The following is a 21,795-nucleotide window of genomic DNA, read 5'->3' as shown; positions in this document are numbered from 1 at the left end:
GCCGCAGTGGGTACCCGGTACCGACCTCAGGGAGGAACACCGCATGGCCACACCGCAACCACGACCTGTGGTGTCCTCGTGGGCGCCGCTGGCGTCACCGGTCTACCGGGCGCTGTGGATCGCGCAGTTCGTCTCGAACCTCGGCACCTGGATGCAGACAGTGGGTGCACAGTGGATGCTCGTGGGAGACCCCGGCGCCGCGGTGCTGGTGCCGCTCGTGCAGACGGCGACGACGCTGCCGGTCATGCTGCTGGCGCTGCCGTCCGGGGTGCTCGCCGATCTGATCGACCGGCGCAGGTTGCTGATCGCCACCCAGGGTGCGATGGCCTCAGGGGTGGCCGCGCTCGCCACGTTGAGCGGGTTCGGGCTCGCGACGCCGACGGTGCTGCTGCTCCTGCTCTTCCTGATCGGCTGCGGGCAGGCGCTGACCGCCCCGGCGTGGCAGGCCATCCAACCGGAACTGGTTCCGCGCGAACAGATCCCGGCCGCAGCGGCGCTGACCAGCATGAGCATGAACGGTGCCAGGGCGATAGGCCCCGCGATCGCGGGCGTCCTGGTGTCCGTGTCGGGGCCGACGACGGTGTTCGCGCTCAACGCGCTGTCGTTTATCGGCATCGTCATGGTGCTGCTCGCCTGGCGGCGGCCGGCGAGCGAGTCGATGATGCCCGTCGAGCGCCCACTGTCGGCGCTGAGCGCGGGTGGACGGTTCATCCGCAGCTCACCGGTGATCCGGCGGATCCTGCTGCGCACCGTGCTGTTCATCGCGCCGGCCAGCGCGCTGTGGGGTCTGCTCGCGGTGATCGCCGCGAATCAGCTGAACCTGTCGTCGTCGGGGTACGGGCTGCTGCTCGGCGCGCTGGGTGTCGGGGCGGTGCTGGGCGCGCTGGTGCTGTCGCGCCTGCAGGCGCTGTTCGGGTACAACCAGCTGCTGACCGCGGCCGCCCTCGGTTTCGCCGCGGCGACCGCGGTGCTGGCCACGGTTCACGTGCTGGCCGTCGTGCTGGCCGCGCTGGTGCTCGGCGGCCTGTCGTGGCTGCTGACGCTGTCGACGCTGAACGCCTCGATGCAGTTGAGCCTGCCCGCCTGGGTGCGGGCGCGTGGGCTCTCGGTCTATCAGCTGGTGTTCATGGGCGGTCAGGCGATCGGATCGCTGGTGTGGGGGCTGGTGGCCGGCGCGACGAGTGGGGTGACGGCGTTGCTGATCAGCGCCGCGTTGCTGGTCGGCTGTGCGGTGTCGGTGCTGTGGTGGCCGCTGCACGCGGGTACCGGAACCCTCGACGTCACGCCGTCGGCGCACTGGGGCGAACCGGCGTTGGTGTTCGAGCCGGACCCGCAGGACGGACCGGTCGTGGTGCTGCAGTCCTATCTGGTGTCGCCCGAGGACGAGGCGGGCTTCCTCTCGTCGATGCAGCGGGTGCGCCGCTCGCGGCAGCGGACCGGTGCGATGCAGTGGGGGATCTTCCGCAGCGGTGAGTCCGCCGACACGTTCGTCGAGCTCTTCGTCGTGCGCAGCTGGGACGAACACCTGCGCCAGCACCTGGTCCGGCAGACCGGGCTGGACTACGCCCTCGAGCAGGAGATCGCGCAGTACGTCCACGGCGAGTCGACGCTGCGGCATTTCATCGCGGTGCGGACCGAACGCTGAACGGCACCGCCGAGGCGGCCAGCGCCGCCACCGACAGCAGGGCCAGCAACTGCACCCCCGCCGAATGCCCGACATAGCCGTCCACCGACCGCCACGGATGTTGCGACAACACGGCGCCGGCCAGGGTCAGACCGCCCGCTGCGACGCCGAGCGTGAGCCGGTCGCGTAACCGCTCCCGACCGCGCAGCAGGTGGCCCGCCGCCAGCGCACCGCCGACGACCATCACGCCGGCCCACCCGGAGATCACCGCCCCCACCGCCAGGGCGCCCACCGCGGCCGCCGCCGCGGGGACCCGCCACGGCCGCGCTGGCTCGTCGTCCCGACGACGCCGCACAGGCAGCCAGGCCAGCAGCGCGAGCACCGGCAGCAGCGCCAGACCGCCGATCAGTCCGGCCCGGTAGAGCGTGTTCGAGCCGAACGACATCGCGATGACGCCCGCGTAGTCCGCGGGCACCACCCAGCCCTGCTGCCAGCCGTTGACGACGACGGGCGTCAGCACGCCACCGTCCGGACCGCGCGCCTGCCAGCCCGGGTTGACGCTCTCCGGGACCACCAGCACGCGGTCGCGCTGCGCGGAGGTCACCGACACCTCGCGGCGGTCCGCACCCCACGCGCCGGTGTCGGCCGGGGTCGTCGGCGCCGGGGTGATGTCGCGGGCCGTCGGGGCGGCCAGCTGCACCCCGTCGACGACGAAGGTGGCGCCGGGACTGACCAGGAGCTCCTGCTCACCCGCCGGCAGGTCGATCGGTCCGTCGCGGCAGGGCCGGGCGGGTACCGGTTCCCCGTCGAGCAGCGCGCCGACGGTGGTGGTGACCGCGGTCGGCACGAACTGACCGGCGACACCGATGATCGGCCCCTCCCCGCACGGCACGTCGACGGTGCGGGCGCGGTTCTTCCCCGCGTCGGCGGCTCCGATCGGGTTGCCGCGCCGGTCCAGGGCGGTCACCTCGGCCAGGCCGGGTGGTTTGAGCTGGTCGAAGCCCAGCGAGGTGCGGTCGATGATGTCGTTCCAGTCCAGCAGCGAGACCGCGATGGTGTCGGTGCGGTGCGGTGCCAGCTCGATCGTCTGCGCGCCGCCGTCACCGGAGAGCCGGCGCGTCTGCGGGCCGTTGCCGAGGTCGACGGCCACCATCCTCGGGTGGGCGGGCGGCTCCGTGGTGCTGGGCGTGATCCGCAGGGCGGCGACTTCGGCCGGGGCCGGCAGCGTCACGGTCAACGTCGGCGGGGTGCGGTGCTGAACGACGCGCTGGGGTGCGGTCCACGCGGTGCGCGGGTCGCCGTCACCTGCGGCGTAGGACGATCCGAGCACGTCGAGGGCGTCCGCGTCCCCGGCGACCACGGTGGTGCCCGGTTCGCGGATCAGTTCGGCCAGGCGCGGACCCTGCCGGGCGCGCACCCACACCGTCGGCCGCACGGTCGTCGGTTCCGGCACCGTGAGCGTCCGGCTCAGGTTCACCGGCTCCTCGGGCGACAGGGCCATGGCGGCCGCGCACTTGACGCCGTCCGGGCTGTCCACGCAGCCCGGCCGGCCCAGCAGTTCGGAGCCGAGGTCCCACAGCCCGACGGTGGAACCGGCCGGCGGGCCGGGCACCGCGACCGTGTGCCGCAACTGGATCGGGGTGGCGAAACCGTTGGCGTCGTACTGGGTGACCGACAGGTCGGTGATGCCGAACTGCACCCCGGCCGAACCGTCATCGGTGCCGGTAGCGGTGATCCGCACCCACGGGGTCTCGCCGTAGGGCAGCGCGACCGTCAGCGGTTTGCCCGCCTCCTCGAAACGCAGTGTGCTGGTCCCGTTGACCGTCGCGACCTCCATCCGCCGCACCTGCGCGCCGACGGCGGTGGCGCTGGGTGTGACGGTGAGGGTGGCGTTGGTGACGGGTTTGTCGAAGTCGACCCGCAGCCACTGTCCGAGCGCGGCCTGCAGCGCGTTGGACACCCAGCTCGTCGACGTGTCGGCATCGATGGCCGCGGTCGGACCGGTCGCCGGGGCGACGTTGGGCAGCGCGGTCGAGTCGGCCGCCGAACTCGACACCGACAGCCGGCCGCCCGTCCACCGGCCGTAGACGAGGTCGGCGCCCTCGGACGGATAGTCGGGCACCCGGTTGAAGGTGTTGCGCGGATCGTCGGGCGCGCGGATCGCCGACGAGTGGTCGTCGACGCGGCCGTAGTCGGTCTCGCGCGCCGTCGGGGTGTCGGTGACGGTCACCAGCGGCGCGGGCAGGCCGGCGCGTTCGGCGTCCGCGGTGAGCAACATCGGCCCCAGCGGCGGCCGGTCGAGCAGGCGGCGGCGTTCGTCGAGGCGCAGCAACGCCTCGGGTGCGCCGTCGACGCGCGCCATCGCGTCGGCGTCGACCAGATACGGGGACGACGGGTTCCGTTGTGCGTCCACGCGGTAGATCTCGACGGCGGGATACCGCGGCCGCAGCCCGCTGTCGGAGACGAAGCCTGCCAGGGTGCCCGGACCGACGGGGTCGCCGAACTGCGCGACGCGGGTCAGGCCGGGGGAGCCGTCGATGGCGCGGTGCACGAGGACCGGACGCGCCGAGCGGGAGGATTCGGGGTCCAGGTCGTTGCGCACCACGACATACGAGATGCCCTGGCGCGCAAGGGTGTCGGCAAGCCCGGCGGAGGGCCGGCCGGCGGCGAAGAGGCGCTGCACCGAGTCGAGGGCGCGGATCGTCTCCGGCGGGGTGAGGGGGATGGAGTCGCGCACCCCCCACGGGCTCTCGCCGAGGACCTGCAGGGGTTCGTCGTGGCTGCTGCCCCACACCTGGGTGGCGAACGGCGCTCCGGGCGCCACCAGCACCCGTCCCGCGGTGGGCTCACCGGTGTTGTTGGCGTCCAGCCACTGCGCGGTCTCGTGCCAGTGGTCGGGGATGGCGGTGAACGCACCCGGAGCGGTCAGCCGGCCCGTCCACGCCAGCGACGTGCCCGCGGTGAGGGCGGCGAGGACGACGATGCCCACCGCCACCCGCCGGTCGCGCTCGGGATGGGCGAACGCGTGCAGCCACACCGGCCGCGGTGCGCTGCCGGGCAGCGGGATCCGGGCCAGCAGGTGGACCACACCCAGCGCCAGCGGCAACCGCAGCACCGGGTCGAGCTTCTGCAGGTTGCGCAGCGGAGTGCCGTCCCCGTCGAGGAACGCCTGCACCGCCGACGCGATCGGCGAGCCCAGCCCGCCGGAGTAACCCGCCGCGAGCAGCGCCACCCCCACGAGCAGCATGGTGATCAGCCGGCCGCGGGCCGGCATCGAGCGCAGCGCCAACCCGGCCAGCCCGGCGGCCGCCACCAGCGTCGTCGCCAGCACGGCGAGGCTGCCGGTGACCAGCGTCGACCCCGCCGTCGCGCTGGGCGCCACGAACGGTGTCCAACTGCCGGTGCCGCGCAGCATCTCCGTCAGCGACATCCACTGCGTGGTGACGCCGGAGGATTCGATGAAATCGAGGAACGGCGGGCTGATCCGGCCGAGCAGCAGCAGCGGGATCACCCACCACAGCACCGCGAGCGCCGCGCATCCGAACCACCATGCGGTGAACCGCAGCCACCGCCGGTTGGGTCGGTGACACGCCCACCACAGCAGCGCCGCCAGGCATCCGGTCAGCGTGGCGACCGCGTTGACCGCGCCCATCAGCGCGATCGCCCCCGCCGAACGGGCGGCCAGCACGCGCGGGGAACCCCGGCCCCGGAGCGCCAGGATCACCGGCAGCAGCACCCACGGCGCCAGCATCATCGGCAGCGTCTCCGACGACAGTGCCCCCAGGGTGGTCAGCACCCGGGGCGACAGCGCATAGGCGACCGCACCGATGACCCGCGATGCCGGGCTGCCGAGGCCGAGCGCCTCGGCGACCCGCACCACACCCCAGAACCCGACGGTCAGCAGCAGCGCCCACCACAACCGCTGCGTCACCCACCCGGGCAGACCGAGGACGTCGCCGGCGAGGAAGAAGGCGCCGTGCGGGAACAGGTAGCCGTAGGCCTGGTTCTGCGCCTGGCCGAACGGCAGATCGCTGTTCCACAGATTCGCCGCGCGCGCGAGGAACCGCAGCGGATTCGCGGTGAGGTCGAGTTTGGTGTCGGGGGAGATCTGTCCGGGCGACTGGGCGAAAGTCAGGACGAGCGCCGCGATCGCGGCCACCCACATCCACCGCCGCGACAGCGGCTGCGCGGTGTGCGCGGCTGCGGACGTGTCAGCCGCGACCGGGGAACTAACTTCTGTCGCCGTACTCGACCCTGTTGAGCACCGATGACGCCGGATCGCCCGCCTGCAGCGGAGGCTTGCTGTCCTCCTGCACCATCAACGTCACCCCGAACACGGCCGCCGCCCCGAGCAGCAGGCCGACGACGATGCTGGCCGCGGCGGGGACGATGAACCGATCCATGGCGCCAAAACTAGCATGCGGGCGCTCAGCGGCCGGGGGGCACGATGAGCACCGGACGGTGCCCGTGACGCAGTACGCGATCGGCGACGCTGGACTGCAGCAGCGAACGCAGACCGGTGGTGCCGCGGGTTCCGGTGACGATCAGGTCGGCGTCCAACGTGTCCGCGGCCTCGATGATCGTGTTCCAGACGGTGCTGGTCGCGGGCACGCACAGGGGTTCGGCGGTCAGGCCGGCGGCCCGCGCCAGCGCGATGCCCTCGCCGTTGGTGCGCTGGGCGTCGGCGTAGGCGATGTCCTCGTCGTCGTCGGGAGCCGGGTCCGGCGGGCCGTCGAGGTCGAGCAGCGGCGGTTCGGGGCCCCGGTGCGCAGGCGACCACACCGTGAGCACCACTGCGCGGTTCGCGGACAGGAACCGGCCGGCGTAGTGCACGGCCCGGCGGGCGTTGTCGGTGCCGTCGTAGGCGATCACCATGACCTCAGGGGCGACTTCCGCGGCCGAGGCGTCGGCTTCGGCGGTCATCGCACCCCTCACAATCCCTTCGACCCCATGTCCCTCTTCGACCCTATGGCATCGACCCGCGCCGCCGGAGCCGTTAGTGTCAGAGCCCATGGCTTGGACCCGAGGACTGTGCGCACTGGTCGCGACGTCGGGGATGCTGCTCGCATGCTCGTCGCCGAAGCAGGAACCCGCGGCCGCGCCGCCCGATCCGGCGATCACCGCCGCACCCGTATCCGCGGCACCCGCCGTACCGCTGAAGGCCCCGGTGCCGCTGGCGCCCGGCGCCCAGCCGTGCGCTCAGGGCGCCGGGCTGCTCTCGGAGATGTCGACTCGGGACAAGCTGGCCCAGCTGCTGATGGTCGGGGTCTCGAGCGCCGCCGACGCCCGCGCGGTGGTCGACAACCATCGCATCGGCGGCATCATGATCGGCAGTTGGACGGACCTGTCGATGATGGGCGCCCCGCTGGCCGAGATCGCCGCCTCCGCGGCTCCGCTGCCGCTGGCCGTCAGCGTCGACGAGGAGGGTGGCCGGGTCTCGCGGCTGGCCTCGCTGATCGGCAGCCAGCCCTCGGCGCGCGCGCTGGCGCAGAGTTCGACCCCCGAGCAGGTCTACGGGATCGCGCTCGAGCGTGGCCGGGCGATGCGCGGACTCGGCGTGACCATCGACTTCGCACCGGTCGTCGACGTCACCGGGGCCAGTGCCGCCATCGGTGACCGGTCCTTCGGCGACGACGCGGCGACGGTCACCGAGTACGCCGGGGCGTACGCCCGTGGCCTGCGCGACGCCGGTGTGCTGCCGGTGCTCAAACACTTCCCGGGACACGGCAGCGCCTCCGGCGACTCGCACACCCAGGGCGTCACCACCCCGCCGCTGTCCGAACTCCAGAACTCCGACCTCGTGCCGTACCGCACGCTGACCGCGCAGGCGCCGGTCGGGGTGATGGTCGGGCACATGGAGGTGCCGGAGCTGACCGGCAGCGATCCCGCGAGCCTCAGCCCGGCCGCCTACCAACTCCTGCGGTCCGGCGGATACGGCGGCCCGGGCTTCAACGGCCCGGTGTTCACCGACGACATCTCCAGCATGCGGGCGATCACCGACCGCTACGGGGTGGCCGACGCGGCGCTGCGCGCCCTGCAGGCCGGTGCCGACACGGCGCTGTGGGTGACGACGGCCGAGGTGCCCGCGGTGCTCGACCGGCTCGAGCAGGCGCTGACCGCCGGTGAGCTGACGATGCCGCGCGTCGACCAGTCGGTGCTGCGGGTGGCGGCGATGAAGGGCCCGAACCCGCGCTGCGGCGGCTGAGCGGTCCTACAGCCCGTACACGCGTTCGGCGTTGCGCACGCCGATCATGTCGACGATGCGGATCGCATCGGCTTCGGTGCAGTCGCCGCGGCGGATCCAGTCGCCCAGCACCAGACCCATCGCCCGCCGCCACAGCAGCGAGCCGAGCAGGTGCAGTTCCGGCGCCCCGAACGCGTCCGACGAGTACAGCTGTTTGGCGAACGGCGCGGTATCGAGCGCCTCGGCGACCAGCGACACCGACCGCGGGCCCAGGAAGTTGACCGCCAGCCCGACGTCGAAGTGCACGTGGTCGAACGCCTGCGCGAGGTACCCGGCCTGCCGGTGGAACGGGTAGCAGTGCAGCAGCAGCACCGGCACGGGCGTCATCGTGCGCAGCAGCGGTAACAGCAGCAGCGGGTCGGTGCGGTGCAGATCCAGATCGCGGTCGCCGAAGCCGACGTGGAACTGGATGGGCAGCCCGTGCGCGGCCGCCTCGTGCACCCCGAACGCGATCAGCACCGGATCGTCGACGCGGGAAAGGCCCTGGCCGGGCCGGCCCGCTGACTCGACCACGTCGGCGTCGGCCGGGCGTGACCAGTCGATGTCGAAGCCGGTTCGGTAGGCCGCGATGGTCTTCGCCCCGACGGTGTCCGGGTCCGCCACGGCGTGGTCGAGCGCTTCCCGGAACGCCTCCGGGTAGTCCTCGGGCGACGTGCCCGCCTCGAGCAGGTCCTCGGCCAGGCGTTCCAACCGCAGGATCGACGACGACGCGACACCGCTTCGCGCCGTCATCTCCGGGGGCGTGGTGATCTGGTCGCCCCGAAAACCGGTGTCGACCACCCAGCGCGCCACACCCGCCGCGCGCAGGAAGCGTTCAGCGAGCTCATCGGGGCCCAGCTCGGCGCGCCGCGACCAGTACTCGTCGGCGCCGGCGAGTGGCTTCAGGCCGAGCACCGGAGCGCACCAGCGGCGGACGGCCAGCCCGAGCGGCGAGTCGAACTGCGACATGAACGCCGGGACCGTGTCGGTGGACGCCTCGTTGAGCGCGGCCTCGAACCCGGCCCGGTCGAGGTCCACGGTGAAGGCGCCGTGGACGTGGTGATCGATCAGATCGACGTTGTGCAGGTGTCGGGCCAGGGCGTCCGGCACCCGGTGACCGACGCCGGCGAACACATCGGTGGGTGCCGCTACCGGCATCGCATTCGCCCCCTCGACCTCGGCTTCTCAGGCGATTGTGCAGCAGCGGCGTCGTCCTGGCTCGGCCCCGGCGCCGTCGATTGCTTATCCTCGAACGATGGCCGGTGGAACGAAGCGTTTGCCCCGCGCGGTGCGCGAGCAGCAGATGCTCGACGCGGCCGTGCAGATGTTCTCGGTGAACGGCTATCACGAGACCTCGATGGACGCGATCGCCGCCGAGGCGCAGATCTCCAAGCCGATGCTGTATCTGTACTACGGCTCGAAGGAGGAACTCTTCGGCGCGTGTCTGGACCGTGAGCTCAGCCGGTTCGTCGACGAGGTGCGCAGCAAGATCGACTTCAGCCAGGGTGCGCGCGACCTGCTGCGCAACGCGGTGCTGTCCTTCTTGACCTACATCGACACCAACCGCGCGTCGTGGATGGTGCTTTACACCCAGGCGACCAGTTCGCAGGCCTTCGCCCACACCGTGCGCGAGGGTCGCGAACGGATCATCGACCTGGTCAGCCGGCTGCTGCGGGAAGGGACCCGCCACCCGGAGCCGGACACCGATTTCGAGATGATGGCGGTCGCGCTGGTCGGCGCGGGCGAGGCGATCGCGACCCGGGTCAGCACCGGCGACGCGGACGTCGACGAGGCCGCCGAGCTGATGATCAACCTGTTCTGGCGCGGTCTGAAGGGCACCCCGTCCGACAAGGACGGCGGGCACGAGCGCAGCGATCCGGGGATGACCAACACCGCCGTCGCGTCGAACTAGACCGCGGTGCCCTCGATCAGGCTGATCGGGCCGACGGTTGGCACCACCCGGGTCAGCCGGAAACCCGCGTCCCGGTAGAGCTTTCGGTATTCCGCCTCGGTGCGTTCCCGGGCGGCGGTCGCCATCAGCATCTCCATGTCCGTCCAGTTGCCGACGAACGCGCGGTGATGCTCGGGGATGACGAACTCCGCCAGCAGCAGTGTGGTGCCGACGTCCGCGGCGGCGCGGATGTTGCGCAGGATGGTGAGCGCGTCGGCGTCCGGCCAGTCGTGGATCACGTTCTTGGCGACGTAGGCGTCGGCGCCGGCGGGCACGCTGTCGAAGAACGATCCGCCGACGATCTCGACCCGGTCGGCCACACCGTGGGCGCGGAGCAGTTCGGGGGCGCCATCGACCACCTGGGGCAGGTCGTAGAGCACACCGCGCGCCGACGGGGTGGCCGCCAGGATCGCCGAGAGGAACCTGCCGTGGCCGCCGCCGACGTCGACGATCGTGGTGAACCGTCCGAAGTCGTAGGCGGCGGTCAACGGCACCACGGCCGCTTCGGAGAGGTTGGTCATCGCCTGGTTGAAGATGTCGCCCAGTTCCTGGTTCTCGGCCAGGTATTCGAACCCCGACATGCCCCGCAGCTTCGGGATGGTCGCTTCACCGGTGCGCACCGCGTTGAGCAACTGGCTCCAGTGCTCCCGGTGGGCTGGGTGTCCGACCATGCGCGCCATACCGGCCACGGACATCGCCGAGTCGGTGCGCAGGGCCGTGCCGAGTGCGTTGAGCCGGTAGCGGCCGTCCTTGCGCTGGGCGAAGATGCCCTCTCCGATCAACGCCCGCATCAACCGGGCCAGTGCGTCGGGATCCGCGCCGACGCGCCGGGCGAGTTCGTCGATGGTCAACGGCCCGTCGGCCAACGCGTCGGCCACCTTCAGGTCGGCCGCCACCGTGATGCCCTGGGCGACCCACGCGCCGAGGATCTTCTCCAACATCACCGCCGACGGCGGCGCGCTGCGTTGGCGCAGGCGGTCGAGGACGTGGCGCAACCGTTCGACGGCGCGGGCCAGGCGGACCGGCGGCACCTTGGGCGTGGTCACGGCAGCACTGTACGACGCTCCGGTGCGCCGTCGCGTCCTGTTCGCACGGATCAGAGGGTCGCGGAGACGGGACCGAGTTGTTGGCACAGGTGTGCGGGCGGCTGCCCGACCCACTTGCCGCAGCCCCTGCCCGTCGCGGTGTAACTGCTGCCCGGGACGTACGGCGCGAAGAGGACCTGCGCGTTGTCGCGGCCGCGCGCCTGCATGCAGGTGGTCGGCGACGCCGTGCCGCTGAGCTGCAGACATGCCACGCTGAACCCCGGTTCGGCGGGCCAGTCGCACTCGGCCGGCGCCACGGTGGCGGTAACCGCGGCGGCGCCTGCGTTGTCCACCACCACCGGGGTGGACAGGGTGTAGGTGCACGGTGGCACGGGCTGGGCGTGCGCGACGGCGGCGCCGGCGACGGTCAGGGTCGCGGCGGCCGAGAGAACCAGGCAGGCCCGGATCATGCCTGAAATGGTAGGGCGGCCCCCGCCGGCACTGCTGGGAGATCGCGAAATCTCGCCGATCCGCGATCTCCCAGCGGTCTCGCGGACTACAGCGCGCGCACGGTGCCCGTCAGGTGGGGTTCACCCTTCTTGTTCCGCAGGGTGAGGTCCCAGCCGCCGTCGGCGGCGCGTTCGACGTAGAGCCCTGCCTTGGCGGGCAGCACGACGGGTTTGCCGAAGCGCACCGAGTACTGCACCGCCCCGGGCAGCTGTCCCTCGATGTTGGCCAATACCGCTGCCGCCGAGAACATTCCGTGGGCGATCACCGTCGGGAAGCCGAACAGCTTGGCCGCGACGGGGTTGGTGTGGATCGGGTTGTGGTCGCCGCTGACGGACGCGTAATGCCGGATCTGGCCGGCGCTGATGTTCAGCAGCGCGTTCGGCGGGCCGAGCCTGGGCTGCTTCTGCGGCGGCGGCTTGGGCTCGTCCGACAGGCTGGTCCGCTGCTGGTGCAGGAACGTCGTCACCTGATGCCAGCCCAGCTCGTTGCCGACCTTCAGGTCGGTCACCACGTCGACCAGCAGTCCGCGACGGTGCTCACGCAGGTTCTCGGCGTGCACGGCAGCGGACACCGTGTCGCTGACCGAGATCGGCCGGTGCTGGGTGATGTGGTTCTCGATGTGCACCGAACCCATTGCCGCGAACGGGAAGTCGAACCCGGTCACCAGCGCCATCACGGTCGGGAAGGTCAACGCGAACGGGTAGGTCAGCGGTACGGTGTCGCCGAACCGCAGACCTGTCACGTCGGCGTACGCGGCGACGTTCGCCGGGTCGATCGACAACTCGTCGACGGTCAGTGTGCGCTCGGGCAGCGATTCCCCCCGTGGGACGAACGGCAGCGCACCCGCTGCCGCCCGCAACAGGTTCCGCGCTCCGCTCGGTTGTGCACTCACGTCAGGCTCCCAACATGGCTTGACCGCACACCCGGATCGTGTTGCCGGTCACCGCATTCGACGCCGGGTTGGCGAAGTAGGCGATGGTCTCGGCGACGTCGACCGGTTGGCCGCCCTGGTACAGGGAGTTGAGCCGGCGGCCCACCTCACGGGTGGCGAACGGGATCGCCTCGGTCATCTTCGTCTCGATGAACCCGGGTGCGACGGCGTTGATCGTGATGCCCTTGTCATGGAGCTTCTCGGCCAGCGCGTCGGTGAGGCCGATCATCCCGGCCTTGGTGGTGGCGTAGTTGGTCTGCCCGCGGTTACCGGCGATACCGGCCATCGACGACAGGCCGACCACCCGGCCGCCCTCGCTGAGCACCCCGCTGTCCACCAGGCCTTCGGTGAGCCGCAGCGGTGCCAGCAGGTTGACGGCGATCACCGAGTCCCAGCGGCCCTCGTCCATGTTGGCCAGCAGCTTGTCGCGGGTGATGCCGGCGTTGTTGACGAGGATGTCGAGTTTGCCGCCGTGGTGGGCGCGGACGTGTTCGGCGATCTTGTCGACGGCGTCGGGGGCGGTGACGTCGAGGGTCAGCGCGGTGCCGCCGACCTTCTCGGCGACCTTGGCCAGTTCATCCGTGGCACCCTCTGGAGCTTTCATGTCCACGGCCACGACCGCGGCGCCGTCGCGGGCGAACACCTCGGCGATGGTGGCGCCGATGCCGCGGGCGGCACCGGTCACCACGGCGACCTTGCCCGCCAGCGGCTTGTCCCAGTCCGCCGGCGGGGCGGCGTCGTCGGGGCCGACCCGGTACACCTGACCGTCGACGTAGGCCGACTTGCCGGACAGGATGAACCGCATCGTCGACTCCAGGCCGGTCGCGGCGGTCTTGGCCTGCGGGGACACGTACACCAGCGACGCCGTCGCCCCGCGCCGCAGTTCCTTGGCCAGCGAGCGGGTGAAGCCCTCCAGCGCGCGCTGCACGATCTGTTCGTGCGGGCTGCCCGCCTCGTCGGGGTCGGTGCCGATGACGACCAGGCGCGCGTTCGGCGTCAGGTTGCGCAGCAGCGGCGTGAAGAACTCGAAGAGTCCCTTGAGCCCCTCGGGTTCGGTGATGCCGGTGGCGTCGTACACCAGACCGCCGAACGCGTCGGCCCACTTGCCGCCGATGTTGTTGGCGACGACGTCGTAGTCCTCGGCCAGCGCCGCGCGCAGGGGTTCGACCACACGGCCCTCGCCCGCGATCAGCAGCGCACCGGGCAGCGGCGGTTCGCCCGGCTTGTACCGGCGCAGCGTCTCGGGCTGGGGGATTCCCAGTTGTTTGGCCAGAAACGAACCCGGGCCCGAGTGGACAATTTGGGTATAGATGTCGGAGGCCACTTCAGCTGCCTTTCGTCTGCGGAGTGGAGGTCCCACCCTGAACTTACTCCAGAGTAAGAACGGTGGGTAATATCGGGGATTAGATAACCGGAACGACAGTGGAGGCAAACGTGGCTGACAGCAGAAGCATGCGGCGGGTCGCCGTCCTCGGCGGCAACCGGATACCGTTCGCCCGTTCCGACGGCGCATATGCGAACGCGTCCAACCAGGACATGTTCACCGCGGCCCTGGGCGGGCTCATCGAGCGGTACGGCCTGCAGGGCGAGAAACTCGGCGCGGTCATCGGCGGCGCGGTGCTCAAGCACAGCCGCGACTTCAACCTCATGCGGGAATGCGTACTCGGCAGTGCGTTGTCGTCCTCTACCCCCGCGTTCGACATCCAACAGGCCTGCGGCACCGGTCTGCAGGCCACCATCGCCGCGGCCGACGGCATCGCCGCCGGACGCTACGAGGCCGCGGCCGCCGGCGGCGTCGACACCACCTCGGACGCCCCGATCGCCTTCGGCGACGACCTGCGCAAGACGCTGCTCGGCCTGCGCCGCGCCAAGTCCAACGTCGACCGCCTCAAGCTCGTCGGAAAGCTGCCCGCCACCGTCGGCATCGAGATCCCCGTCAACAGCGAACCGCGCACCGGCATGTCGATGGGTGAGCACGCCGCCATCACCGCCAAGGAGATGGGCGTCAAGCGCGTCGACCAGGACGAGCTGGCCGCGGCCAGCCACCGCAACATGGCGGCCGCCTACGACCGGGGCTTCTTCGACGACCTCGTCACGCCGTTCCTCGGCGTCTACCGCGACAACAACCTGCGTGCGGACTCGTCGGCCGAGAAGCTGGCCAAGCTCAAGCCGGTGTTCGGTGTCCGCCACGGCGACGCCACGATGACCGCGGGCAACTCCACCCCCCTGACCGACGGCGCGTCGGTCGCGCTGCTGGCCAGCGAGGAATGGGCGCAGCAGCACTCGATCGAACCGCTCGCCTACTTCGTCGACGGTGAGACCGCGGCGGTGGACTACGTCAACGGCCGCGACGGCCTGCTGATGGCGCCCACCTACGCGGTTCCGCGGCTGCTCGCCCGCAACGGCCTGACGTTGCAGGACTTCGACTTCTACGAGATCCACGAGGCGTTCGCGTCGGTGGTGCTGGCGCACCTGCAGGCGTGGGAGTCCGAGGAGTACTGCAAGGAGCGCCTCGGCCTGGATAAGGCACTGGGTTCGATCGACCGGTCGAAGCTCAATGTCAACGGTTCCTCGATCGCCGCCGGGCACCCGTTCGCCGCGACCGGCGGCCGCATCGTGGCGCAACTGGCCAAGCAGCTGGCCGAGAAGAAGAAGCAGACCGGTCAGCCGGTCCGCGGGCTCATCTCCATCTGCGCCGCGGGTGGGCAGGGCGTGGCGGCCATCCTCGAGGCCTGACGAACGGCCGCGAAAAAGTTCTGCGGAACCGTGTAACGCCCTGCGGCGCCGCGTCGATACACCTGGTAGCTCCGTGTTGCCGTCTGACCCCCCGACCCGACGGCAACACGGGGCCACTTTCTTGCGGTCGACCACTCACACCTCTGGTCAGAGGGGAATCCGAGGCGTACGATCGATCGCACGACGGGTTCGGGAGTGACTGATCCAAATAGCCGGTGCAGGGGTGAAGAACCGGCGGCGCGAGACACAGTGAAGACGCCCCCATTGTCCTCCCGGACCCGCCCTCTTTTTCTCCCTCGCGAGCAGACGCAGAATCGCGTCGTACGCGGGGTATCCACGTGAGTTCGTGTCTGCTCGCGCCCTCACGACACACAAAAGGCCCTCGCCGTGGCGAGGGCCTTCTGCGTGAAAGGGATCAGAACGCGGCTTCGTCGAGCTCCATGATCTCGCCGTCGAGGTTCTCGACGACCTGGCGGGTGCTGGTCAGCAGCGGCAGGAAGTTCTTCGCGAAGAACGACGCCACCGCGACCTTGCCCTCGTAGAAGGCGCGGTCGTCACCGGCGGCGCCCTCGTCGAGCGCGCCGATCGCCACCGCGGCCTGCTGCTGCAGCAGCCAGCCGATGACCAGATCGCCGACGCTCATCAGGAAGCGCACCGAGCCGAGGCCGACCTTGTAGAGCTCGGCCGGGTTCTCCTGCGCCGCCATCAGGTAGCCGGTGAGCGAGGCCGCCATCGCCTGGACATCCTCCAGCGCGGTCGCCAGCAGCGCACGCTCGGCCTTGAGCCGGCCGTTGCCCGACTCGCTCTTGACGAAGTGCTCGATCTGCCCCGCGACGTACGCCAGCGCCTGGCCCTTGTCCCGCACGATCTTGCGGAAGAAGAAGTCCTGCGCCTGGATCGCGGTGGTGCCCTCGTACAGCGAGTCGATCTTCGCGTCGCGGATGTACTGCTCGATCGGGTAGTCCTGCAGGAAGCCCGAGCCACCGAAGGTCTGCAGGCTCTCGGTGAGCTTGGCGTACGCCTGCTCGGAGCCCACACCCTTGACGATCGGCAGCATCAGGTCGTTGACGCGGACCGCTGTGTCGGCGTCGACGTCGTGCACGGCCTTGGCGACCGCCGAGTCCTGGAAGGTGGCGGTGTAGAGGTACAGCGCGCGCAGACCCTCGGCGTAGGCCTTCTGGGTCATCAGCGACCGGCGCACGTCCGGGTGGTGCGTGATGGTCACGCGCGGCGCGGTCTTGTCGGTCATCTGGGTCATGTCGGCCCCCTGCACGCGGCTCTTGGCGTACTCGAGCGCGTTGAGGTAGCCGGTCGACAGGGTGGCGATGGCCTTGGTGCCCACCATCATGCGGGCCTGCTCGATGACGTCGAACATCTGCGCGATGCCGTTGTGCACCTCGCCGACCAGCCAGCCCTTGGCGGGCACGCCGTGCTGGCCCAGCGAGAGCTCACAGGTGGCCGAGACCTTCAGGCCCATCTTGTGCTCGACGTTGGTGACGAAGGCGCCGTTGCGCTCACCCAGCTCACCGGTCTCGAAGTCCACGAGGAACTTCGGCACGAAGAACAGCGACAGCCCCTTGGTACCCGGGCCTGCACCCTCGGGGCGGGCCAGCACCAGGTGGAAGATGTTCTCGAACAGGTCGTCGGAATCGGCCGAGGTGATGAACCGCTTGACGCCGTCGATGTGCCAGGAGCCGTCCTCCTGCTTGACGGCCTTGGTGCGGCCGGCGCCGACGTCGGAGCCGGCATCCGGCTCGGTCAGCACCATGGTGGCGCCCCAGCCGCGCTCCGCGGCGAGCACGGCCCACTTCTTCTGCTCTTCGGTGCCGATGTTGTGCAGGATGTGGGCCATCCCGCCACCCATGGCGTACATGTACGCGGCCGGGTTGGCGCCGAGCACGTGCTCGATCAGGGCCCACTGCAGTGCGCGAGGCATCGGCATGCCGCCGAGCTCCTCGGGCATACCGGCCTTGTCCCAGCCGGCGTCGAACAGGGCGCGCATCGACTTCTTGAACGCCTCGGGCAGCTTCACCGAGTGCGTCTTCGGGTCGAACACCGGCGGATTGCGGTCGCCCTCGTAGAACGACTCGGCGATCGGACCCTCCGCGAGGCGCGCCATCTCGTCGAGCATCTCGCGGGCGGTGTCGGCATCCAGATCGGCGTAGTCGCCCTGGCCCATGGCCTTGTCGACGCCGAGTACCTCGAACAGGTTGAACACCTGGTCACGGACGTTGCTCTTGTAGTGGCTCACAATGCCTCCTCGATGAGAAATGCCACCTGCGGTTGGGTACTTCGGGCTAAGTTACCCACCAGTAACTGCGCCCGACTATACCGCTCGGTAACTTCAACGCAAAGCGGGGACGAGCAATTTCCACCGCCTAATCAACCGGGCGGTTGGCCGAGGTCGGCCTCCGCCCCCGATTTCCCTGTTGAGCTGGCCTTTCCTCCGAATGTGATGCTCATCACGCAGAGGTGATCAGGACGGACCCGAGGGCCGTCTCGCCGTGTGGGGAACGCGTGGGGGATCAGCGCAGGAGCGCCCTGGCGCGGGTGATCTCCGGCAGCGCGCCGTCTGCGGGCAGGCGTTTCGCCGCGGCCGCCAGGACGTCCCGCGCTGCCGCGCCGCGCACATCGAAGTCGTCCAGCGCAGCGCGCAACTCGAGCAGCGGGGCGTCTTGTTTGCGGGCCCACTCCCTCGCCGATGCCAGGTCCGCGGTGCGGGCCTCCATCTCGGGCTGTGTATGTGCCCGTGCCCGGAGCAGTTCGGCGTCGTGGAAGTGCATCCCGGTGTCCGTGGCGATCTGCAGCGCCGTGGCGATCCGCTGTCGCGCCTCGTCGCAGCGGCCGGCGGCCGTCAACAGTTTCGCGAGCACGCAGTCGTAGTGAGTCTGGTAGATGTACAGCCCCACTGCGCGCCAGAAGTCGATGAACTCGGTCATGGCCGTGATCAGCGCCTCGAGAGCCGTGCGGTCCGGATCAGGGTGGGACAGCGCGATCTCGGCGTCGACCATGCACTGTTCGGTCGCCCCGAACAGCTGCCAGAAGTCGAACCCGTGATGCTCGGCCTTCTCGATCATCTCGGCGACGAGTGCGCGGGCCCGGTCGAACTGACCGGCGTCCACGCGCATCCAGATCTCCATGTCGATCGCGTTGACGACGTTGTACGGCCCGAGCGGGACCCCCAGTTCCAGCGCGCGGTCCCGCGCGGCGGCGGTCGCGGCCTCCGCGCCGGCCAGGTCGCCGTGCCAGAGGCGGTCCATCGCCAGATGCTCGTGGGCCATCGACACCGGGTCGTGGGGGACGTACCAGAGGTCACTCATGCGCCGGCGGTCCTCGACCGCGACGCTCACCAGGGCCTTGCCGAAATAGTCGCGGGCCGCCGTCATCTCACCGCGCACGAAGGCGATGGTGCCGAGCGCGCCGTTGATGGCGGGCAGCAGCCAGGCCCGACCGGCGTCGGGCGCGGACTCGGCGAGCCCGAGGATCTGGGCGGCTCGGTCGAGGTCGGCGCGCGACATGTAGTAGCTGCTCACCGACACCAACGTGGACCACACGTCGTCGTTGCGCAGATCGGTTCCGGCCAACGCGAGGCAACGCTCGAAATCATCGGCCACGGAGACGCTCTGGTAGCCCTCCATGGCGGCCGCCAGGAATCCGCGTTCGAGTCGCGGCCGGATCTCGAGTCGGTCGCGGGCCGCCCCGGGGGGACTCTTCTCGAGCTCCGACAGCGCGTGGGTGAGGTAGGTACGCGCTTCGGTCAGCGCGCCGCGGAGGCGTGCCGCGGCGGACGCCTCGCGATACGCCGCGGCCGCGTCGACGTACCGGCCCGCGTTCTCGTAGTGCGTGGCCACCAGGCGCCAGTCGGGGTCGCCCGTGGCGCCGCCCATCAACGCGTCGGCGGCTCTGCCGTGCAGATCCCGTCGCACGCTGGGTGGTGCGAGCTCGGCGGCGACCTCGCGGAGCAGCTCGTGCCGGAACCGCCACCCGCCCGCGCCCTGGGGTTCGAGCACCTGGGCGTCCTCGAGTTCGTCGATGACGTCGTCGACGTCGTCTTCGGCGAGGCCGGACACCGCGATCAGCAGCCCGCGGTCGACCTGTCGTCCGATGACGGCGGCGGCCTCGACGACGGGCACCACGTTGGGCCGGGTCAGCAGGCGGGCGAACAACGGCTCGTAGAGCGGGTCCGGCACCGTCGGCCGGTTCTCGTCGGGACCGGTCTGGCCCAGCCCGCTCACCACCTGCTCGATGTAGAACGGGATCCCGTCGCATCGCTCGCGAACGGCGGTGCGCTCCTCGGCGGTGACGGTCGGATCCAGCGCGAGTATCAGTGCGTCCACCTGATCGTCGGTGAGCGGCACCAGGTCGAAGACCTTGACGGGCCAGTCGTCGGGGAGCCAGCCGCCGTGCCGGCCGGTGATGACGACGAGCAGCCGGCCGCCTGCGGTGCGCAGCATCTCGCCGATCAGCTCGAGTGTCGACGGGTCGAGCCAGTGGCCGTCTTCGACGACCACCAGGGCCGGAGCGTCGCCGATGCCGGCCGACAGATACCGGAGCACCGCAGCGGCGATCTCCTCCTGCAGCTTGCGGCCGTCGAACGGCGACGCCTCGTAGCCGTGCCCGGGTGCGACGCCCAGGACGGGTGCCAGCAGCGCGACGAACATGTCGGGGTCCAGACCCCGCAGCGCGAGCTCGGCGCGCAGGAGTTCGAGTCGCCGCCCCGGTTCGGTCAAACGCGTGATGCCGCAACGGCGTTCGAGCAGCGTGCGCACCGGGTGCAATCCGACGTCGGCGTGGAACGGTGACCCGGCCAGATCGATGACCGTGCCTCCGTCGGCCTCCACCAGTTCCACGACCCCGGTCACCAGGCGGCTCTTGCCGATCCCGGCCTCTCCACGGATCACCACACCGGGTGTGGTCAGCGTCCCGGCCTGGGCCCGCACCCAACCCCTGCGCAGGCGCGACATCTCGCGCTCGCGGCCCACGAGCGGTCCGGTCGGCCCGCGCGAGGACTCCGCGCGTTCGCTCACCACCCGGGAATGGCTGATGAGCCCTTTGACGCCCTTCACCGGCGCCGGGGGCAGCGGTTCCAGTTCGAAGGACTCCTTCACCAGCGGTTCCACCGAATCGGACACCACGACGCTGCCGGGCGGGGCCAGGCCCGAGACCCTGGCGGCCATGTTGGCCGCCAGCCCGAACACGTCGTCCTGCGCGGTGTCGAGGTACACCAGCCCGCGGTGCACGCCCACCCGCACGTTGATGCGGAGGCCGAACCGGCGCTCGGCCTGATCGCTCAAGCGCGCGACGTCACGGGTGATCTCCAGGCCGGCCTGCACCGCGCGCCGGACGTCGTTCTCGTGCGCGACGGGATAGCCGAAGACGATCAGCAGGCCGTCGCCCTTGGTGGAACCGACGTGGCCCTCGTACTTGGCGATGATGCGCAGCACCTGATCCCGGTACCGGCCGACGAGGAGGCGGTAGGTCTCGGGCTCGACTTCGGTCGACAGGACGGTGGAGTCGACGAGGTCGGCGAACATGATGGTCAGCCGCCTGATCTCCCCGGGTTCGGCCGGCGCGGCGAGCAGGTCTTCGGCGTCCGGGTCGGCCCGGTCGGCCTCGAGGGCAGGCGGCGCCGGGTCGCCCGAGCCCTCGCCCCGGTGGATCGCCGAGACCGTGTGATCGAGCAACTCGTCGATCGACGACCCTGTCCGCGGCCTCTCACCGGCATCCGGCAGCGTGGGAAACCCCAGGGGCGCCGGACGTCCCGCTCCGCAGTCGACGGTGACAGCCTCGTCGGTGCCCATCTGGTCGGCACGGTGGCGTCCCGCGCGCGTCGACGAGGTGAGCGTGGTCGTGACGGCCGCACGGGCGGCATGGGCCAGTTCCCTGGCCGTCTGATAGCGCTCGTCGGCGTCCTTGGCCATCCCCCTGGCGATGACGGCGTCGAATTTCTCGGGCACGCCGGGCAGGACGGTCGACGGTCTGGGCGGTGGGGTCATGAGGTGGCCGGCGATCTGCTGTTCGAGGCTGTCGCCGTGGAAGGGGCGCGATCCGGTCAGACACTCGTAGAGCACGCACGCCAGCGCGTAGGTGTCCGACCGCGCGTCGCCGCGTCCGTCGCGGAACCGCTCCGGTGCCATGTAGCAGAAGGTGCCGACCGCCCTGTTGACCGACGTGAGACCGGTGTCGTCGATCGGCCGGGCGATGCCGATGTCGATGAGGTAGGTGAAGTCGAATGCGGTCACCACGATGTTGGACGGTTTCACGTCGCGGTGTACCAGCCCGGATTCATGGGCGGCGTCCAGAGCGGCGGCCACCTGGTCGACGATCATGACCGCCCGGGCCGGGTCCAGCGGCCCGTCGGCGAGAAGTCGGTGGAGATCGCGGCCCTCGATCAACCGCATGTCCACGTACAGGCGGCCGTCGATCTCGCCGAAACCGTGGATCGGCACGACATGCGGATCGCTGAGCCGGGTCGCCGTATTCGCCTCACGCAGGAACCGCGCCCGGTACTCGGTGTCGTGCACGAGGTGGGCGGGCAGCACCTTGACCGCCACCGTGCGGTCGGTCGACGTGTCGTGGGCCCGCCAGACCTCGCCCATCCCGCCCCGGCCCATGAGTTCGACCAGCAGGTAGCGGCCGAAAGGTATGCCGTCCACTGTCCGCCCCCAGGAACCGTCAGCGATCACGCGGTCGATTCACCCTAAGGCCGCGCAGATGCCGACGCAGTTACTTCACGGGGCCGGTCTCGGATCCCCTTGACGACGCAATAGTCGACCGGAGTCGGCGCCGCCGCGG

General features: G+C 70.6%; 14 protein-coding genes. 4 read left to right on the top strand and 10 right to left on the bottom strand.

The features are described 5' to 3' along the window. The first annotated feature begins 43 nt into the window (after positions 1-43). On the top strand, positions 44-1,645 hold the full coding sequence (locus AU195_RS04145; protein WP_059157797.1) for an MFS transporter: 1,602 nt from the start codon (positions 44-46) through the stop codon (positions 1,643-1,645). Here the strand turns inward: AU195_RS04145 and AU195_RS04140 are convergent. The 3 genes from AU195_RS04140 to AU195_RS04135 all read right to left on the bottom strand — a co-directional run bounded on the left by AU195_RS04140 (position 1,620) and on the right by AU195_RS04135 (position 6,547). Beyond that, positions 1,620-5,789, bottom strand: coding sequence for an alpha-(1->3)-arabinofuranosyltransferase domain-containing protein (locus tag AU195_RS04140; RefSeq protein ID WP_216636374.1), 4,170 nt, complete (start codon positions 5,787-5,789; stop codon positions 1,620-1,622). The genes AU195_RS04145 and AU195_RS04140 overlap by 26 nt on opposite strands. Before the next feature lie 64 nt (positions 5,790-5,853). Further along, entirely contained in the window at positions 5,854-6,027 is a 174-nt protein-coding gene (locus AU195_RS25045) for a DUF2613 domain-containing protein (RefSeq protein ID WP_011557654.1), read from the bottom strand. 25 nt (positions 6,028-6,052) lie between these two features. Further along, positions 6,053-6,547 (bottom strand): universal stress protein, encoded by a 495-nt coding sequence (locus tag AU195_RS04135; protein WP_059157796.1) that lies wholly within the window; start codon positions 6,545-6,547, stop codon positions 6,053-6,055. Between the two features lie 88 nt (positions 6,548-6,635). On the opposite strand from AU195_RS04135, the gene AU195_RS04130 reads away from it, so the two are divergent. Continuing rightward, positions 6,636-7,829, top strand: a complete 1,194-nt coding sequence (locus AU195_RS04130; protein WP_172800467.1) for a glycoside hydrolase family 3 N-terminal domain-containing protein — start codon at positions 6,636-6,638, stop codon at positions 7,827-7,829. A 6-nt stretch (positions 7,830-7,835) separates the two neighbouring features. Here the strand turns inward: AU195_RS04130 and AU195_RS04125 are convergent, their stop codons facing one another. Beyond that, positions 7,836-9,005, bottom strand: a complete 1,170-nt coding sequence (locus AU195_RS04125) for an amidohydrolase family protein (RefSeq protein WP_059157794.1) — start codon at positions 9,003-9,005, stop codon at positions 7,836-7,838. Positions 9,006-9,102: 97 nt separating this feature from the next. Here AU195_RS04125 and AU195_RS04120 point away from each other — a divergent pair, with 97 nt between their 5' ends. Continuing rightward, positions 9,103-9,759 carry a TetR/AcrR family transcriptional regulator gene (locus AU195_RS04120; RefSeq protein WP_059157793.1) on the top strand — a complete coding sequence of 219 codons (657 nt, stop codon included), beginning with the start codon at positions 9,103-9,105 and terminating at the stop codon, positions 9,757-9,759. Here the strand turns inward: AU195_RS04120 and AU195_RS04115 are convergent. The 4 genes from AU195_RS04115 to AU195_RS04100 form a co-directional block, all read right to left on the bottom strand. Further along, a complete protein-coding gene (locus tag AU195_RS04115) occupies positions 9,756-10,844 on the bottom strand; it encodes a methyltransferase (RefSeq protein ID WP_059157792.1) in 1,089 nt (362 codons plus the stop codon). The genes AU195_RS04120 and AU195_RS04115 overlap by 4 nt on opposite strands. Before the next feature lie 50 nt (positions 10,845-10,894). Then, positions 10,895-11,293: a hypothetical protein gene (locus AU195_RS04110; protein ID WP_059157791.1), complete on the bottom strand. Its 399-nt coding sequence runs from the start codon at positions 11,291-11,293 to the stop codon at positions 10,895-10,897. Positions 11,294-11,379: 86 nt separating this feature from the next. After that, positions 11,380-12,225 carry a MaoC family dehydratase gene (locus tag AU195_RS04105; RefSeq protein WP_059157790.1) on the bottom strand — a complete coding sequence of 282 codons (846 nt, stop codon included), beginning with the start codon at positions 12,223-12,225 and terminating at the stop codon, positions 11,380-11,382. Position 12,226: 1 nt separating this feature from the next. Then, positions 12,227-13,588 carry a 3-oxoacyl-ACP reductase gene (locus AU195_RS04100; RefSeq protein WP_059157789.1) on the bottom strand — a complete coding sequence of 454 codons (1,362 nt, stop codon included), beginning with the start codon at positions 13,586-13,588 and terminating at the stop codon, positions 12,227-12,229. Positions 13,589-13,698: 110 nt separating this feature from the next. Here AU195_RS04100 and AU195_RS04095 point away from each other — a divergent pair, with 110 nt between their 5' ends. Further along, the gene (locus tag AU195_RS04095; RefSeq protein ID WP_059157788.1) at positions 13,699-15,000 is read left to right on the top strand and encodes an acetyl-CoA C-acetyltransferase; all 1,302 of its coding nucleotides are present in this window, start codon (positions 13,699-13,701) and stop codon (positions 14,998-15,000) included. Positions 15,001-15,415: 415 nt separating this feature from the next. On the opposite strand, the gene AU195_RS04090 is transcribed toward AU195_RS04095, so the two are convergent. Both AU195_RS04090 and AU195_RS04085 read right to left on the bottom strand, forming a co-directional pair. Then, positions 15,416-17,251 (bottom strand): acyl-CoA dehydrogenase, encoded by a 1,836-nt coding sequence (locus AU195_RS04090; RefSeq protein ID WP_059157787.1) that lies wholly within the window; start codon positions 17,249-17,251, stop codon positions 15,416-15,418. Positions 17,252-17,525: 274 nt separating this feature from the next. Further along, positions 17,526-21,656 (bottom strand): serine/threonine-protein kinase, encoded by a 4,131-nt coding sequence (locus AU195_RS04085; protein ID WP_082702957.1) that lies wholly within the window; start codon positions 21,654-21,656, stop codon positions 17,526-17,528. Positions 21,657-21,795 lie beyond the last annotated feature (139 nt).

The sequence above is a fragment of the Mycobacterium sp. IS-1496 genome (assembly GCF_001499995.1).
In the GTDB taxonomy this organism is placed as follows: domain Bacteria; phylum Actinomycetota; class Actinomycetes; order Mycobacteriales; family Mycobacteriaceae; genus Mycobacterium.
This window is presented reverse-complemented; position numbering and strand designations above follow the sequence as displayed.

What these genes read in the sequence shown, in the direction of transcription:
- AU195_RS25045 (WP_011557654.1), bottom strand. Translation starts at nt 6,027, where the DNA reads ATGGATCGGTTCATCGTCCCCGCCGCGGCCAGCATCGTCGTCGGCCTG.
- AU195_RS04120 (WP_059157793.1), top strand. Translation starts at nt 9,103, where the DNA reads ATGGCCGGTGGAACGAAGCGTTTGCCCCGCGCGGTGCGCGAGCAGCAG.
- AU195_RS04140 (WP_216636374.1), bottom strand. Translation starts at nt 5,789, where the DNA reads ATGTGGGTGGCCGCGATCGCGGCGCTCGTCCTGACTTTCGCCCAGTCG.
- AU195_RS04125 (WP_059157794.1), bottom strand. Translation starts at nt 9,005, where the DNA reads ATGCCGGTAGCGGCACCCACCGATGTGTTCGCCGGCGTCGGTCACCGG.
- AU195_RS04130 (WP_172800467.1), top strand. Translation starts at nt 6,636, where the DNA reads ATGGCTTGGACCCGAGGACTGTGCGCACTGGTCGCGACGTCGGGGATG.
- AU195_RS04110 (WP_059157791.1), bottom strand. Translation starts at nt 11,293, where the DNA reads ATGATCCGGGCCTGCCTGGTTCTCTCGGCCGCCGCGACCCTGACCGTC.
- AU195_RS04135 (WP_059157796.1), bottom strand. Translation starts at nt 6,547, where the DNA reads ATGACCGCCGAAGCCGACGCCTCGGCCGCGGAAGTCGCCCCTGAGGTC.
- AU195_RS04145 (WP_059157797.1), top strand. Translation starts at nt 44, where the DNA reads ATGGCCACACCGCAACCACGACCTGTGGTGTCCTCGTGGGCGCCGCTG.